The sequence below is a fragment of the Vreelandella sp. ssv genome (genome assembly GCF_059448525.1).
Genome location: NZ_CM182545.1, coordinates 602039 through 616336 on the forward strand (window position 1 = coordinate 602039; position 14298 = coordinate 616336).

Annotated in this window: 15 protein-coding genes; 6 read left to right on the forward strand and 9 right to left on the reverse strand. The window is 56.8% G+C overall.

Going from position 1 to position 14298, the window contains the following annotated elements; translation table 11 throughout:
- Positions 1 to 42: 42 nt before the first annotated feature.
- The 6 genes from AC5TBW_RS02850 to def all read right to left on the reverse strand — a co-directional run bounded on the left by AC5TBW_RS02850 (position 43) and on the right by def (position 6222).
- On the reverse strand, positions 43 to 1491 hold the full coding sequence (locus AC5TBW_RS02850) for a TrkH family potassium uptake protein (protein WP_495510630.1): 1449 nt from the start codon (positions 1489 to 1491) through the stop codon (positions 43 to 45).
- Between the two features lie 52 nt (positions 1492 to 1543).
- A complete protein-coding gene (gene trkA / locus AC5TBW_RS02855) occupies positions 1544 to 2917 on the reverse strand; it encodes a Trk system potassium transporter TrkA (RefSeq protein ID WP_495510631.1) in 1374 nt (457 codons plus the stop codon).
- A gap of 138 nt (positions 2918 to 3055) precedes the next feature.
- Complete coding sequence (locus AC5TBW_RS02860) at positions 3056 to 3262, reverse strand: dodecin (protein ID WP_240717036.1); 207 nt, start codon at positions 3260 to 3262, stop codon at positions 3056 to 3058.
- A gap of 49 nt (positions 3263 to 3311) precedes the next feature.
- On the reverse strand, positions 3312 to 4649 hold the full coding sequence (rsmB, locus tag AC5TBW_RS02865) for a 16S rRNA (cytosine(967)-C(5))-methyltransferase RsmB (RefSeq protein ID WP_495510632.1): 1338 nt from the start codon (positions 4647 to 4649) through the stop codon (positions 3312 to 3314).
- Positions 4646 to 5662, reverse strand: a complete 1017-nt coding sequence (gene fmt, locus AC5TBW_RS02870) for a methionyl-tRNA formyltransferase (RefSeq protein WP_495510633.1) — start codon at positions 5660 to 5662, stop codon at positions 4646 to 4648. The genes rsmB and fmt overlap by 4 nt, the downstream gene beginning before the upstream one ends.
- 47 nt (positions 5663 to 5709) lie before the next feature.
- Complete coding sequence (gene def, locus AC5TBW_RS02875) at positions 5710 to 6222, reverse strand: peptide deformylase (RefSeq protein WP_495510634.1); 513 nt, start codon at positions 6220 to 6222, stop codon at positions 5710 to 5712.
- A 192-nt stretch (positions 6223 to 6414) separates the two neighbouring features.
- On the opposite strand from def, the gene AC5TBW_RS02880 reads away from it, so the two are divergent.
- From AC5TBW_RS02880 to aroE, 5 genes are all read left to right on the forward strand, one after another.
- Positions 6415 to 7464 (forward strand): LysM peptidoglycan-binding domain-containing protein, encoded by a 1050-nt coding sequence (locus AC5TBW_RS02880; protein WP_495510635.1) that lies wholly within the window; start codon positions 6415 to 6417, stop codon positions 7462 to 7464.
- A gap of 33 nt (positions 7465 to 7497) precedes the next feature.
- On the forward strand, positions 7498 to 8622 hold the full coding sequence (gene dprA / locus AC5TBW_RS02885; RefSeq protein WP_495510636.1) for a DNA-processing protein DprA: 1125 nt from the start codon (positions 7498 to 7500) through the stop codon (positions 8620 to 8622).
- 43 nt (positions 8623 to 8665) lie between these two features.
- Positions 8666 to 9223, forward strand: a complete 558-nt coding sequence (gene tsaC / locus AC5TBW_RS02890) for an L-threonylcarbamoyladenylate synthase type 1 TsaC (RefSeq protein WP_495510637.1) — start codon at positions 8666 to 8668, stop codon at positions 9221 to 9223.
- Between the two features lie 86 nt (positions 9224 to 9309).
- Positions 9310 to 10263 (forward strand): oxygen-dependent coproporphyrinogen oxidase, encoded by a 954-nt coding sequence (gene hemF / locus AC5TBW_RS02895; protein WP_495510638.1) that lies wholly within the window; start codon positions 9310 to 9312, stop codon positions 10261 to 10263.
- Positions 10260 to 11081: a shikimate dehydrogenase gene (gene aroE, locus AC5TBW_RS02900; protein ID WP_495510639.1), complete on the forward strand. Its 822-nt coding sequence runs from the start codon at positions 10260 to 10262 to the stop codon at positions 11079 to 11081. The genes hemF and aroE overlap by 4 nt, the downstream gene beginning before the upstream one ends.
- A gap of 77 nt (positions 11082 to 11158) precedes the next feature.
- On the opposite strand, the gene AC5TBW_RS02905 is transcribed toward aroE, so the two are convergent.
- The 3 genes from AC5TBW_RS02905 to AC5TBW_RS02915 all read right to left on the reverse strand — a co-directional run bounded on the left by AC5TBW_RS02905 (position 11159) and on the right by AC5TBW_RS02915 (position 12995).
- Positions 11159 to 11419: a hypothetical protein gene (locus tag AC5TBW_RS02905; protein ID WP_495510640.1), complete on the reverse strand. Its 261-nt coding sequence runs from the start codon at positions 11417 to 11419 to the stop codon at positions 11159 to 11161.
- A 34-nt stretch (positions 11420 to 11453) separates the two neighbouring features.
- On the reverse strand, positions 11454 to 12257 hold the full coding sequence (locus tag AC5TBW_RS02910) for a M48 family metallopeptidase (protein WP_495510641.1): 804 nt from the start codon (positions 12255 to 12257) through the stop codon (positions 11454 to 11456).
- A gap of 123 nt (positions 12258 to 12380) precedes the next feature.
- Entirely contained in the window at positions 12381 to 12995 is a 615-nt protein-coding gene (locus AC5TBW_RS02915; protein WP_495510642.1) for a hypothetical protein, read from the reverse strand.
- A 291-nt stretch (positions 12996 to 13286) separates the two neighbouring features.
- Here AC5TBW_RS02915 and AC5TBW_RS02920 point away from each other — a divergent pair, with 291 nt between their 5' ends.
- Complete coding sequence (locus AC5TBW_RS02920) at positions 13287 to 14225, forward strand: sensor domain-containing diguanylate cyclase (RefSeq protein ID WP_495510643.1); 939 nt, start codon at positions 13287 to 13289, stop codon at positions 14223 to 14225.
- Positions 14226 to 14298 lie beyond the last annotated feature (73 nt).

The following is a 14298-nucleotide window of genomic DNA, read 5'->3' on the forward strand; positions in this document are numbered from 1 at the left end:
TACAGCTCTCAAATCAATCAATAAGGGTCAGGCGTAACGTGCTTAACGCCGCCAGAAAGCGGGGGTAAACAGTACCAGTACCGTAAAAATTTCTAGGCGACCAAGCAGCATGGCTATTACCAGTATCCATTTCGCCAAGCTGGGCATGTCGCCATAGTTAGTGCTGGCTTCTCCTAGCGCAGGGCCTAGGTTGTTGAGCGCAGATCCCACGGTCGACCAAGCGGTTACCTGATCAACCCCGGTGGCCATGACGCCCACCAGCATTAACAAGAACAGCATCACATAGACCGAAAAGAACCCCCAGACCGCCTGGGCAATGCTGTCGGGAACGCTGACCTTGCCCACTTTGACTGCAATCACAGCATTGGGGTGGATCAGCCGCATGATTTCGCGCATGCCCTGTTTGATGATCAAAATAATCCGTATCACCTTCATACCGCCAGCGGTAGAGCCAGAGCATCCGCCAACGAAGGCCGCGACAAAGAGCAGAAAGGGTAGCGCGCCGGGCCACATGGAGAAGTCGGCGACACTAAACCCTGCGGTCGTGGCCACCGAAACGACTTGGAAGACCCCATGCCGTAGACCGCGCAGCGTGTCGTAGGTGTCGGTTAACCACAGGGAGAGCACGGTGATCACGGCCAGGGTGAGCAGAAATAGCATTAAAAAGCGCGCTTCGGGGTCGTGAAAGTAGTGCATCAGGCTTTTTTCACGCCAGGCGATAAAGTGTAGGCTAAAGCTGAACGCTGAAATCAACATAAAGCCTACGCATATCATCTCGATGGTGGCGCTATCGAAATACCCGATGCTGGCGTCGTAAGTTGAGAAACCCCCAATGGCGACGGTGGAAAAGCTATGGCTCAAGGCATCGAACCAGCTCATGCCCGCTAGCATATAGGCGATCATGCAGGCGAGGGTGAGCGTCGCGTAGATGTACCACAGCGCCTTGGCGGTTTCGGTGATGCGTGGTGTGAGCTTGGAGTCTTTCAGCGGCCCCGGAATCTCGGTGCGATAGAGCGCCATACCACCCACGCCTAGGGTGGGCAAAATGGCAACGGCCAAAACGACGATGCCCATGCCGCCCAGCCACTGGAGCTGCTGGCGATAGTAAAGAATCGACTCGGGTAAAAAATCGATGCCGGTAATCACCGTGGCGCCTGTGGTGGTCAATCCGGAAAACGACTCGAATACCGCATCGGTAATGCCTAGCGAACCTTCGCCAAATAGCATCAGCGGTAGCGAACCAAACAGCGCTAGCACCGTCCAGAACATCGCGGCGATAATAAAGCCGTCGCGGATACGCAGCTCTTTTTGCGAGTGCCGATTGGGCAGGTAAAGCAGTAATCCCGTCGCCACGGAAATCGCAATGCCGCTAATAAAGGCACTCCATACGCCGTCGCGAAACCAGAGTGAAATTAGCGTAGGGGGAAGCATGGTAAGGCTGAACAGCATCAGCAGCAGCCCCAAAATGCGCAAAATAACCCGCAGACTCATGGTTGTCGCATGCTCCTGTTATTGGCTGCCAGCGGCAGTGGTTCGGGGGTTATCAAAAGAACGATAGACCGACTTGGAACAAGCGCTCCACATCGCGAATGCGGCGTTTGTCGACTACGAACAGAATCACATGGTCGCCGCTTTCCACCTTCACATCGCCGTGGGCGATAATGACCTCTTTGCCGCGCACAATCGCCCCAATCGTCGTGCCATCGGGTAGGTCGATCTCGCGGATGGTGCGGCCCACCACTTTCGACGACTGCTTGTCGCCGTGGGCAATGGCTTCAATGGCTTCAGCGGCACCCCGGCGCAGCGAGTGAACGTTGACAATATCGCCGCGCCGCACGTGAGTCAGCAGGCTGCCAATCGTCGCCTGCTGGGGCGAAATGGCGATATCGATCTCGCCACCCTGCACCAAATCCACATAAGCGGCGTTGTTGATCAGCGTCAGCACCTTCTTGGCCCCTAAACGCTTGGCCAGCAGCGACGACATGATATTGACCTCGTCGTCGTTGGTCAGCGCACAGAAGATATCGCACTCTTCGATGTTCTCCTCTTCCAGCAGCCGCTTGCTGGTGGCGCTGCCGTGGAGCACCACGGTGCGATCCAACCGCTCCGACAGCGTGGTGCAGCGCTCCAGGTTGTGCTCGATGATCTTGACCTGATGGCTGTGCTCCAGATGCTCCGCCAGCCGCTCGCCGATATTGCCGCCCCCGGCAATCACCACCCGACGGAAGTCCCGCTCGACACGGCGCAGCTCGCTCATGACCGCACGAATATCGCGGCGAGCGGCGAGGAAGAAGACCTCATCGTCAGCTTCAATCACTGTATCCCCGCGAGGGATAATCGGTCGATTGCGGCGATAGATCGCCGCCACGCGGGTATCCACGTTGGGCATGTGGCGACGCAAAAAAGCCAGGTCCTGTCCTACCAGCGGTCCGCCATAGAATGCCTTGACCGCCACCAGTTGTACCAGGCCACCGGCAAACTCCAGCACCTGAAGGGCGCCAGGGTGCTCGATCAGGCGGCGGACATGATCGGTCACTACCTGCTCGGGGCTGATCAGCACATCAATGGGGATCGCTTCATGGGCGAACAGCCCCTTGCGGGTCAGGTACGCCGTGGCGCGGACCCGGGCAATCTTGGTCGGGGTGCGAAACAGCGTGTGGGCGACCTGGCAGGCGATCATGTTGATTTCGTCGCTGCTGGTCACGGCGATCAGCATATCGGCGTCTTCGCAGCCTGCCTGGCGTAGCACAATGGGGTAAGAGCCCGCCCCGGTCACGGTGCGGATATCGAGTTTGGTATGCAGATCGCGCAGTTTTTTGGCATCGGTATCAACGACGGTGATGTCGTTTTCCTCGCGGGCGAGGTGTTCTGCCAAGGTGCCGCCGACCTGGCCGGCGCCGAGAATGATGATTTTCATTGCTGAGCATCGGTTCCATTAAAAGCGCCAGCGCGCGATGTTGTTGAGACCATACCCTGAGACCGGGACGGTCTATCATGCGCTGCAATAAAGACGGCGGCCAGTGTAAACCAGCCGCCGTCGAAAAGCAGGTGAGGATTACTCTAGCGTAAAGCCGACTTTAACCGTGACCTGCCAGTGGGCCACCTGGCCATCTTCAATATGACCACGGGTATCGACAACTTCCAGCCAGCGCATGTGCTGAATCGTTTCCGATGCTTTGGCCAAGGCGTTCTGAACGGCTTCTTCAATGCCTTTCTCTGAAGATCCGGTCAGTTCTACATGCTTGTAGGTATGATGACTCATAATGTCTCCTTCCTTGTCATAAATTCACTGCCCTGGCATCAGTGAGTACCTAGGCAGACCGCTTCTCTAGTCTGGCATAAAAAAAGCCATCGTGACTGCTCTGGGCCGGAAACAGTTGGCGACCCGCGCCGCTGGCAATTCCCCAGGCAACGTCGTTAGGCGTAGTGACATGAGCGTCAGGCGTGCGGGCGAGAAACGCCTCAATCTGCTCACTATTCTCTTCCGGCAGAACCGAACAGGTGGCGTAGAGCAGGGTGCCGCCTTCGCGCAGCATCGGCCAGAGGTTATCTAGCAGCTGGCGTTGAAGCTTGGCCAGCGGGCGAATATCGTCTTTACGGCGCAGCTTTTTAATATCGGGGTGGCGTCGAATAACGCCGGTGCCAGAGCAAGGGGCATCGAGCAGAATGGCATCGAACGGAGTGCCGCTCCACCAGTCGCGCTCGGTCGCATCAGCGTGCTCAAGCACCGCCTCAACGCCGAGACGGCTGAGGGTGTCCTCCACCCGCGCCAGGCGCTGGTTGTCGCTATCGATAGCCGTTAGCGCAATATCAAACTGCTCGAGCAAATGGGCCGTTTTACCGCCGGGCGCGCAGCAGGCATCCAGTACACGAGCACCCGGGCGCGGCGCGAGCGCGGGGCCTAGTAGTGCGGCAGAAAGCTGGGCGGCCTCATCCTGAACGCTAACGTGGCCCTCTTCAAAGCCGGGCAGCGCGGTTACATCGCAAGGCGTTTCCAAGGTGATCGCGTCTGGGGCGTGAGGACATAAGTGACCGCTCAGCCCCTGCTCGGTGAGCATGCCTAAATAGGCTTCACGGTCGTTGTAGCGCTGATTCACTCTCAATGTCATCGGACCAGGGATATTATTGGCTTCAATAATATCGCGCCACTGTTCCGGCCACGCCTGGCGCAACGCGTTAAGTAGCCAGGGGGGATGCTCTAGCGCCACGCTCTCATCCCGGTCAACCTGAGCCTGGAGCGCTTCGGATTCGCGCTGAAGGCGGCGCAGGCAGCCGTTGAGCACACGGGTTGCCCACTCTTTATTTAATAAGCGCGCAGCGCCCGCAGTTTCGCCTACTGCGGCGTGGGCAGGAATACGCATATACAGCAATTGATAAATGCCCAGCAGCAGCAGCGCCTGAACATCGCTGTCGCGCTTCTTAAACGGTTGCTTAAGCAACACGCCCGCTAACGCTTCCAGGCGTGGTAAACGGCGGCAGGTGCCAAAACAGAGCTCCTTGAGCAGCCCGCGGTCGCGAGCCACCACGCTGTGCTCATCCAGCCCCGCCAGTGAGCCTTGGTCGCTGAGTACAGGGGCCAGCGCGCGGGCCGCAGCAGCTCGGACTTCCTGGCCACTGCCACCGCTTTGAGGGGAGCGCTTTTGGCTCATGGTGTTTCTCCTTCGCTGGCCTGAGCCGCTGGTTTACCAAGACGAGTGTCAAGATGAGCGCCAAGGCGGGTGCCGGTGGCAAGGCGCGCGTGGCGCGCATTAAGTAGCTCTCGCACAGCCATGGCCTTACCGCCGGGCAGCTGCGCGCTGGTGATACACAATACTTCGCGACCCTCGGTGCCGCAGGCAATGCGCAGATGATCGTCGCCATGCTCAAGTAGCGTGCCGGGGGCGCAGGGAGGATGCTCGCCTTCCTGTACATTGGCCATTAGCAAACGTAGGCGATCATCGCCCAGCGCGCACCAGGCCACTGGCCAGGGGTTAAAGGCGCGAATTTTATTGGCTAGCTGATGCGCGGGCTGGCCAAAGTCGAGTTCGGCTTCCGCTTTGCTGAGTTTAGCGGCGTAGGTCACGCCTTCGTCCGGCTGAGGTGTGGCGTGAGCGGAGCCGGTGGACAGCGCATCCAGCGTATTGATCAGCGCATTGGCGCCTTGAATGGCGAGACGGTCGTGCAAATCGCCGCCGGTGGTGCGTGGTGTAATCGGCGTGCGCACTTCCGTAAGCATTGCACCGGTATCCAGGCCAGCGTCCATCTGCATGATGGTCACGCCCGACACACTATCGCCCGCTTCAATCGCCCGTTGAATGGGAGCAGCGCCGCGCCAGCGCGGTAGCAGCGAGGCGTGAACATTCACGCAGCCTAAGCGCGGTATGTCCAACACGGCCTGGGGAAGCAGCAGCCCGTAGGCAACGACCACCATAATGTCAGCATTCAGCGCGGCCAACTCGGTCTGAGCATCGGGTTCTTTTAGCGTCTGGGGCTGATAAACGGACAGGCCGTGCTCTAGCGCCAGCTGTTTGACCGGACTGGGCGTGAGTTTACGTCCGCGACCAGCAGGGCGGTCGGGTTGGGTATACACCGCGACCACCTCGTGCTGGCTTTCCAGCAGCGCGGCAAGGCTAGAGGCGGCGAATTCAGGCGTGCCAGCAAAAACAACGCGCAATCTTGACATAGAGAGAGGGCTACCTAGCGTATCGGATGTGTAAGTAGGAAAAAGGCTTAGGCGTCCTGCATCTGCTTATGGCGTTTCTGCATTTTCTTGCGGATACGGTCACGTTTTAGCGGCGACAAGTAATCAACAAAGAGCACTCCCTCAAGGTGGTCGTACTCGTGCTGAATACAGTGTGCCAGCAAACCCTCTGCCTCTAACTCATAGGCCTCGCCATTACGATCCAGCGCGTTGAGCTGCACCTTAAGGTAGCGCGGCACTTCGGCGTAGTGCTCGGGAATCGACAGGCAGCCTTCCGAAAGCAGCTCTTTCTCTTCTCCAATGGGGGTATAGCGCGGATTGATGAGCACCAGCGGCTGGGAGTTATCGTCGCTGACATCCATGACGACAACACGACGATGGACATCGATCTGGGTCGCGGCTAGACCGATACCACGGGCGTCATACATGGTCTCCAGCATATCGTCGACAAGTTTACGCACCTCATCATCGACGGTTTCCACCGGGGCAGCCTTGGTGCGCAGGCGCTCATCGGGGAATTCAAGAATAGGAAGTTTGGCCATGGCGTTACAATCACCGTTATGCTGAGTCTAAATTAAGTCAAGCTAGGCAGTGACGAGCATCTTCTAGCCTAGGTACTTTATGATGGGTCACTATATCATGCTGTCAACGTTTCTGGGCATGGATGGCCAAGACGCGTGACGTGTTATCAACGATAGAATTTTGACCTTACTTATATGAAAGGGGAGAGCAGGATGGCGGCGAGACAACACGCCTATCGTGACGCTTTTGGCGCTCTGCTGCTGAGTGTTGTCATGCTAATAAGCGTTGAAGCAGCGGCGTGGGAACGCCTGCGCAGCGATGCGCCTGAACGCTATCAGGTGGTTGCAGGTGACACACTTTGGGATATCGCCGGGCGTTTTCTGCACACCCCCTGGCAGTGGCCCCAGCTATGGCAGCACAACCTCCAGATTGCTAACCCACACCTGATTTATCCCGGCGATATACTGATCCTTGGCGAATGCCAGGGTTCCCCCTGTTTAACGCTGGAGCGTGGCCAAAACATCGTGAAGCTTTCGCCTCAGATGCGTACCTTGCCCCATCGCGAAGCGATTACGCCGATTCCCATGGAGGTGGTGCGGGCATTTTTACGCGAACATCGCGTCGTGGATGATATTGAGGCATTGCAGGAATTGGCCTATGTGGTCGCCGGTAATGATCGACGCTTGATCAGCGGTGCCGGTGATCGTTTATACGTACGAGGTGAGGTGCCGCGACATGGTGAGGTGGGCATTTACCGGCAATCAGAACCCTACCAAGCGATAGATGGCACGCCGCTTGGCTTAGAACTGATCAATGTGGGCGTTGCTCGGCATATCAGCAGTGAGGACGACATTGCTCAGATCGAGGTGATTAGCTCTCATCAGGAAGTGCGAATTAACGATATTATTTTACCGCTGGAAGAGCGCGAGCTGAGTAATGAGTTTATGCCACGCGCGCCGTTAAATGCGGTTGAAGGCCACATAATTGCCGTGCCAGGTGGCGTGCGCTTTATTGGCCGCTTCCAAATTGTCGCGCTGGATCTGGGCACCCTGGATGGCTTGCAGGCGGGCCATGTACTGCGGGTTAATCAGCAAGGAGAACTGATCAATGACCCACGGACCCAGGAGCTAGTTCAACTGCCCAGCAGCGAGGCGGGCATCGTGATGGTCTTCAAGCCCTATGATCGCGTCAGCTACGCGTTGGTGATGCAGGCATCCCGTGTGCTGGAAGTGGGGGATCAAGTTGAGTCACCGGCTGACTAGCGGATGGCAAAACGCGTTTAATAAGGAGAGAGTATGGACGCCCAGGAGTGGCTGGCGGTCAATGCTTTACCTAGTATGGGAGCGCTACGTATCGCGCAATTGGTTGCCCGACAGCCGCAGTGGCCGGAAGGCTGGCTGGCAGCACTGCCGAGCCGTGCTGCCAACGGGTTGCGCCTGTGGCTAGAACACCCCACCCGCAGCCCATTGCAAAAAGTAATTGATGAAACCGAGGCGTGGCAGCAAAGCGGTCCAAGCCGTCACGTACTGCATCGTGATCACCCCGCCTGGCCAGCACTGTTAAATGAGCTGCCCGACCCGCCCGTGGTGCTCTGGGCCCAGGGTGATCTTAGCGCCCTGGAGGGTCCCAAGCTTGCGATGGTAGGCACTCGTCGTCCCACCGGCGAAGGCACCCATAACGCCCAAACCTTCGCTCGCGATCTAGCCCGTCGCGGCTGGTGCGTGGTCAGCGGTATGGCGTTAGGGGTTGACGGCGTTGCCCAACGCGCAGTGCTAAATGCCGGCGGACGCACGATCGCCGTACTCGGCTGTGGTGTAGATGTGATCTATCCTGCCTCCCACCGTGATCTCCACGAGCAGCTTAGCTCTCTACCCGGTGGCCTGGTGGTGTCTGAACATCCACCAGGTACGCTGGCCCGCCCGGCGTTTTTCCCGCGGCGCAACCGAATCGTTACCGGTCTCTCGCTCGGTACCCTAGTGGTCGAAGCCACCGAAAAAAGCGGTTCGCTGGTCAGTGCGCGGCTCACCTTAGAGCAAAATCGCGAACTGTTTGTGCTGCCCGGTTCGCTACACAACGTTCAGGCCCGCGGCTGCTTAGCACTACTGCGTCAGGGCAGTGCCCACCTTGCCCTTAGCGTCGACGATATCATCGCCGATCTTGGTCACTGGGCGGAGGCGTTTATACCGCCCGAAGACACCATGCAGCAAACCTTACCGGCGGCGGCAGAGAAATCACCCGCACAAGAGCTACTGCCCGATTCATTATTAGCGTCTTTATCCGCTACCCCAACGCCGATCGATCTCTTGGTGCACGCCACCGGTGTGACGGTCAGCGACTGTCAGCAGCGCCTGCTGATGCTGGAGTTAGAAGGCTGGGTCGCCCAGCAGGCGGGAGGCTGGGTGCGGCTGCCGCGGCCATGATAGGATAAAACGATTAAAGGCCTGTTAGCCGTGAGGAGAGAACATGAGTTTGGCGACCGATCTAGCCCCTGCGATTAGCGCGCTGCGTAGTGGGGGAGTGATTGCCTGCCCCACCGAAGCGGTTTGGGGGCTTAGCTGTGACCCCGAAAACGACGAGGCCCTAGCGCACCTGATGCGCATGAAAGAGCGCGATCCTGCCAAGGGCGTCATCCTCGTTGCTGCCAACATTGGCCAGTTCCAACCCTGGTTGAGCCAGCTTCCTCTCGCGATGCACGCACCCCTGGCGGCAAGCTGGCCGGGACCCAATACCTGGCTAGTGCCTGACTATGGCCGCAGTCATGGGTTGGTGCGTGGTGCCCACGAGCGTGTGGCACTTCGAGTGACCGACCACCCACTAATGAAAGCGCTTTGTGAAGCCTTTGGCGGCCCGCTGGTATCTACCTCGGCTAACCGCTCCGGAGAGCCGCCTGCGATGAGCGCCGCTGAAATCACCTCAATCTTTGGCGATGAAGTAGCTCATGTGGTGAGAGGCGAGCTAGGGGGCAATGCCAAGCCCAGCACTATTAGGGATTTAGCCACAGGCAACGTCATGCGCTCCTAAACGGTACGTCTCAATTCATCCCTGATAATTGCCGACTGACTACTTTTCATTCACCACTACTTATCCTTTATCCCTCAGGAGTTACCGTGGCACACGAGCACCTTGATGACGTTAAACGCTACCTTCTTGATTTGCAGGAAAGGCTCTGCGCTGGATTAGCCGAAGCCGACGGGGCTGCTCAGTTCCAGGAAGATAGTTGGGAGCGTGCAGAGGGGGGCGGTGGCCGATCTCGGGTGATGACTAATGGCGGCGTATTTGAAAAGGGCGGCGTCAACTTTTCCCATGTGTATGGTACTCAGCTGCCGCCTTCCGCTACCGCCGCACGCCCTGAACTTACCGGGCGTAGCTTTCACGCGGTAGGCGTTTCCTGGGTGCTACACCCTGAAAATCCGCATGTCCCCACCAGCCATGGCAACGTGCGCTTCTTTATAGCAGAGAAAGTCGGCGAGCCGCCTGTGTGGTGGTTTGGCGGCGGTTATGACTTAACGCCGTTTTATCCCGTCATGGAGGACGTCGTCCACTGGCACCGGGTGGCAAAAGCAGCCTGTGATCCGTTTGGCGATGACGTATACGCCCGCTACAAGACCTGGTGCGACGAGTACTTTTATCTCAAGCATCGCGATGAGACCCGTGGCGTGGGTGGGCTGTTTTTCGATGACTTAAATGAAGGCGAGTTTGCCGACTGTTTTGCTATGCAGCGGGCGGTGGGCGACAGCTTCCTAGAGGCTTATTTACCCATTGTGGAGCGCCGCAAAAAGGATGCCTGGACGCAGCACGAACGCGATTTCCAGCTTTATCGTCGTGGTCGGTATGTGGAGTTCAATCTGGTGTGGGATCGCGGTACGCTGTTTGGCTTACAAAGTGGTGGGCGCACGGAGTCGATTTTAATGTCGATGCCCCCCTTGGCGCGTTGGGAGTACGCCTTTGAGCCACAGCCCGGCAGCGCCGAAGCGCGTTTGAATGACTTTTTACATCCTCGCGACTGGCTCGGCGAATCCGCTGCGGATGCCAGCAAAAGAAAAAGCGGAGAGCTCACATGACTGATCGTTACTGCGTATTTGGCAACCCCATCAAGCACTCCAAGTCGCCGTTGATACAGGCTGAATTTGCTCATCAAACGCAACAGGCGCTTGAGTACTCTGCTGAAGAGGTGCCGTTGGACGGCTTTGCGGGTGCCTGGCGAGCCTTTATCGACGCGGGCGGGCGTGGTGCCAACGTTACCGTTCCGTTCAAAGGCGATGCTTTTGCGCTATGCGATACGTTGAGCCATCGCGCGCGCCGGGCAGGCGCGGTGAATACGCTGATTCTGGGCGGTAATGGCCGTACCTACGGCGACAACACCGATGGCGTTGGCTTAGTACGTGATTTGGCCTACCACCGCGTGGCGTTAGCGGGGAAGCGCATTTTGGTAGTTGGGGCTGGCGGAGCAGTGCGCGGTATTCTTGAGCCCCTCCTCGCCGAACAGCCCAGCGAAGTCGTCGTGGTTAACCGCACCGCCGCTAAGGCCGCCCAACTGGCTAGCGATTTTGCCGATCTTGGGCCTATTCATGGCGGTGGTTTCGACACCGTTAGTGGGGTCTTTGACGTAGTCATAAATGGCACCAGCGCTAGCCTTACGGGGGAGCTGCCACCGCTACCGGATAAGCTCTTTGCCGCTAATGCCTGGGCTTACGACATGATGTACGGGGCCGAACCTACGGTGTTTTTACAGTGGGCAGGCCCGCGCGGTGCGAAGCTACTCGACGGCCTAGGAATGCTGGTAGAACAGGCCGCTGAGTCATTTTTTCTGTGGCGCAACGTGCGGCCTGACACGGCGCCCGTGCGTGAAATGCTGCGCCAGTCGCTTAACTATTCCTAATCTACTGAGTTAACGCTGCAAAAAAGCGGGGGCGGATAATATATCTGCCCCCGCTTTTTTAAACTGCTAACAACGCTTTACTTAGCGCGTTTAACGTACAGCCCCACCATGCACAATACTAGCCCCACTACCGATAGCAGCATGCCGCCATTGACGAGCAGAGGCGAACGCTGTAGCCACGAGACAAAGGGCTGCGAGGCATCGGCGCAAACACTCTCGATGTAATCCCAATGTCCGCCGTCAAGCTGGCAAGCGCGCACGTCGTTTAACTCCCAGAAGTAGACCCCCATCAGCACAAACAACGGCAGGACCAACAGCAGTAATCCCAATCGAATCATTTAAACCTCAAGAGCCGACTCACTCAGCGAAACGTTAGGGGCGCGGGCAGTTGGGCGTTCGGCCATTGCTGCGGGCTTGTTCATAGATAGCCAAGGCTTGATTCATATTACCCTGTAGACCCTCAATGCGCTGACCTTGACCAGGGTGAGTCGACATCCACTCCGGGGGGGCGCCGCCGCCAGTCGCTGACTGCATATTTTCCCATAGGGTGACGCTTTCACGTGGATCGAAACCGGCTTGCGCCATCAGGTCCAGACCAATCACGTCCGCCTCACTCTCATGGGCCCGGGAAAACGGCAGTACGATGCCGTACTGAGCGCCCATTCCCAGGACGCTCATGAGTTGCTGGCCACCGGCAGACTGCATGCCTGAGGTGCTGGAAATCACCGACAGGCCTAACGAGGTGGCGCTCTCGGTTGAGGCGCGTTCATTGGCATGGTTGGCCAACACGTGTCCAATTTCGTGACCAATCACGGAAGCAAGCTGGTCTTGGGTCGTCGCGATATCCAACATACCTGTATTGACGCCCATATAGCCGCCGGGTAGGGCGAAGGCATTGGGCTGTTCAGATTCAAATACGCGGATTTGCCAGTCTAATTGCTGCTGCTGAGCGGGTAGCTCCGCTACGATGGCATTGGCAATGCACTGAACGTAGCGCTGACTAGACTGACCAGCAGTGGGCAGTTCCTGCTGATACTGAGAAAATGCCTGGCGGCCCATCTCATTGAGCTCACCATCTGAGAGCAGCAATAGCTGCGAACGTCCGGTGGGAGACGTGGTACAAGCGGCAATAGAGGCACATAAAGCGGTAACAGCGAGAGGGCGAAGCCAGCGCATGAGACGGTTTCCTTATAGACGAATGGGTTTCTTGATCACAAGATAACCGCTGATAGCAGTAAATCAATCCCTCCCATCATAACCTACCTGGAGGGTGAGTATGGAGGCTGAACTGAGCAACCCTCAGCGCTGGGGAACTAGCTGTCCATCGGCACCGACATTCAGGCGAATGGTCGGCGTTAATAGTCCCGCAGGAAGCCGCATACCTAAGCCGCGCAGATCGCCTGGCGTGATAGCCAACTGGCTACCGGCCGGTAGCTCGCCTCGAGACGCCAACTGACTGGCAAGCTCCAGCATGGAGGACATGCGTTGGGTGTCGGTTGCCAGCACATCAAAGGCAACCGGCAGGCGTAAATTAGCATCGTCACCGGAGGTCAGCGTGACATCCTGCTTATAGTTACCCTGCACAGGGTCAACGCCAGGCATATCCAGCGACCAGCGAAAACCTGACATCTCGACCGGCGGCATGCCAGCGGGTAAGCCAAGGCCCATGGCAATGGTGGCCTGTATGGGCAGGCTACCCGCACCCAGGCTTGAAGCGATCAGGCTGGTTAGGTCACTCGTATCCAATCCCGCATTAATGCTGTAAGGGCCAATGCGTACATCTTCGATCCCCAGGGAGGTCACCGCCAAACGAAATGCAAACAGGCTAGTTTGAGGCAAAGCAATGCAACCAGCCAATAGGCTTGCCATAGCGAGCATAACAACACCACGCCAGCGGTTAGCAGCATAAAGCATATGTTTACATCCTAATAAGGACTGAAGTGTCAGAGTGAGTGTTGCCGTTAGGTGCGGCTATTTGGGGGCCAGTCTCATCAATTGTCAATAGCGTTTTAGCGGAAGCTAATAGGCTGAATGTCTGATGTGAGGTTAGGCCAATAATTACTAATGGGATGACAAAAACAATCTTCTTAGTATAGAAATGATCATGAGTCCACGAAGCCCAGAGCTATTACGTCATAGTGCTGGTTGCTTAGTGTGTATCTTTCCCTCAGGGACGAGCTTTTAACGCTTGAAAGAGGTAATGCCATGGGGCATTTAACCCAGGAACAGTACGGGCTTTATAAAACCCTTTTAGAGTCGACCAAGGCGATCCCATGGAAGTTAAATTGGATCACGAAAGAGTTTGAGTACATCGGCCCCCAAATTGAGACGCTGCTAGGTTGGCGACAGGATAGTTGGAAAACCGCTCAGGATTGGATCGATCGCATACATTTGGACGAGCGCGAAGCGACCGCTAATTTATGTATTTCGCAGTCTGATTGCGGTATTGATCATGAGGCGGACTATCGTGCTCTGACTGCCAGTGGTGGCTATGTGTGGGTACGAGACGTGGTACATATTATTCGTGAAAACGGCGTCACAACCGCTCTGGTTGGCTTTATATTCGATATTTCAGAGCGCAAAAAAATGGAAGATGTGTTGCTTCGTCTGAATAAGCAGCTTGAAGCGCTCTCTTTTCACGATAGCCTCACAGGAATTGCTAATCGGCGCATGTATGACGAGTCAATTCGCGTCGCTTGGGCGCAGGCCCAACGGTACAGAACTCCGCTGTCGTTAGCTATTTTTGATGTCGACCATTTTAAAAACTTTAACGATGAACACGGGCATGCCGCAGGGGATGACTGTTTATGTAAAGTGGCTGAGGCCCTCCATTACTGTGCTGCCATGCGCTCGACCGACTTGCTCGCTCGCTATGGCGGTGAGGAGTTTGTGTTGATTATGCCAACCACAAGGGGTGAAGAAGCAATTGAGATTGCCGAAACCTGTCGAAGGCTGGTCGCCAATCAGAGAATTCCACATCCAACGTCGGAGGTGTCGGACATAGTGACTGTCAGTATAGGGATAAACACTATTGTGCCTTCGGAAAACGATACGCTCGAAGCCTTTTTTGAAACCGCTGATCAGAAGTTATACCAAGCAAAGCGTAAAGGTCGTAATCGCCTTGAGTTCGTTGATGCTTCATAGGTGGCAATCTCCACCGTTTGATTCGGCACCATTAAAAACGCCTGCTGGTAACAGCAGGCGTGATCAAGTACCG

What these genes read in the sequence shown, in the direction of transcription:
- AC5TBW_RS02850 (WP_495510630.1), bottom strand. Translation starts at nt 1,491, where the DNA reads ATGAGTCTGCGGGTTATTTTGCGCATTTTGGGGCTGCTGCTGATGCTG.
- trkA (WP_495510631.1), bottom strand. Translation starts at nt 2,917, where the DNA reads ATGAAAATCATCATTCTCGGCGCCGGCCAGGTCGGCGGCACCTTGGCA.
- AC5TBW_RS02860 (WP_240717036.1), bottom strand. Translation starts at nt 3,262, where the DNA reads ATGAGTCATCATACCTACAAGCATGTAGAACTGACCGGATCTTCAGAG.
- rsmB (WP_495510632.1), bottom strand. Translation starts at nt 4,649, where the DNA reads ATGAGCCAAAAGCGCTCCCCTCAAAGCGGTGGCAGTGGCCAGGAAGTC.
- fmt (WP_495510633.1), bottom strand. Translation starts at nt 5,662, where the DNA reads ATGTCAAGATTGCGCGTTGTTTTTGCTGGCACGCCTGAATTCGCCGCC.
- def (WP_495510634.1), bottom strand. Translation starts at nt 6,222, where the DNA reads ATGGCCAAACTTCCTATTCTTGAATTCCCCGATGAGCGCCTGCGCACC.
- AC5TBW_RS02880 (WP_495510635.1), top strand. Translation starts at nt 6,415, where the DNA reads ATGGCGGCGAGACAACACGCCTATCGTGACGCTTTTGGCGCTCTGCTG.
- dprA (WP_495510636.1), top strand. Translation starts at nt 7,498, where the DNA reads ATGGACGCCCAGGAGTGGCTGGCGGTCAATGCTTTACCTAGTATGGGA.
- tsaC (WP_495510637.1), top strand. Translation starts at nt 8,666, where the DNA reads ATGAGTTTGGCGACCGATCTAGCCCCTGCGATTAGCGCGCTGCGTAGT.
- aroE (WP_495510639.1), top strand. Translation starts at nt 10,260, where the DNA reads ATGACTGATCGTTACTGCGTATTTGGCAACCCCATCAAGCACTCCAAG.
- AC5TBW_RS02905 (WP_495510640.1), bottom strand. Translation starts at nt 11,419, where the DNA reads ATGATTCGATTGGGATTACTGCTGTTGGTCCTGCCGTTGTTTGTGCTG.
- AC5TBW_RS02910 (WP_495510641.1), bottom strand. Translation starts at nt 12,257, where the DNA reads ATGCGCTGGCTTCGCCCTCTCGCTGTTACCGCTTTATGTGCCTCTATT.
- AC5TBW_RS02915 (WP_495510642.1), bottom strand. Translation starts at nt 12,995, where the DNA reads ATGCTTTATGCTGCTAACCGCTGGCGTGGTGTTGTTATGCTCGCTATG.
- AC5TBW_RS02920 (WP_495510643.1), top strand. Translation starts at nt 13,287, where the DNA reads ATGGGGCATTTAACCCAGGAACAGTACGGGCTTTATAAAACCCTTTTA.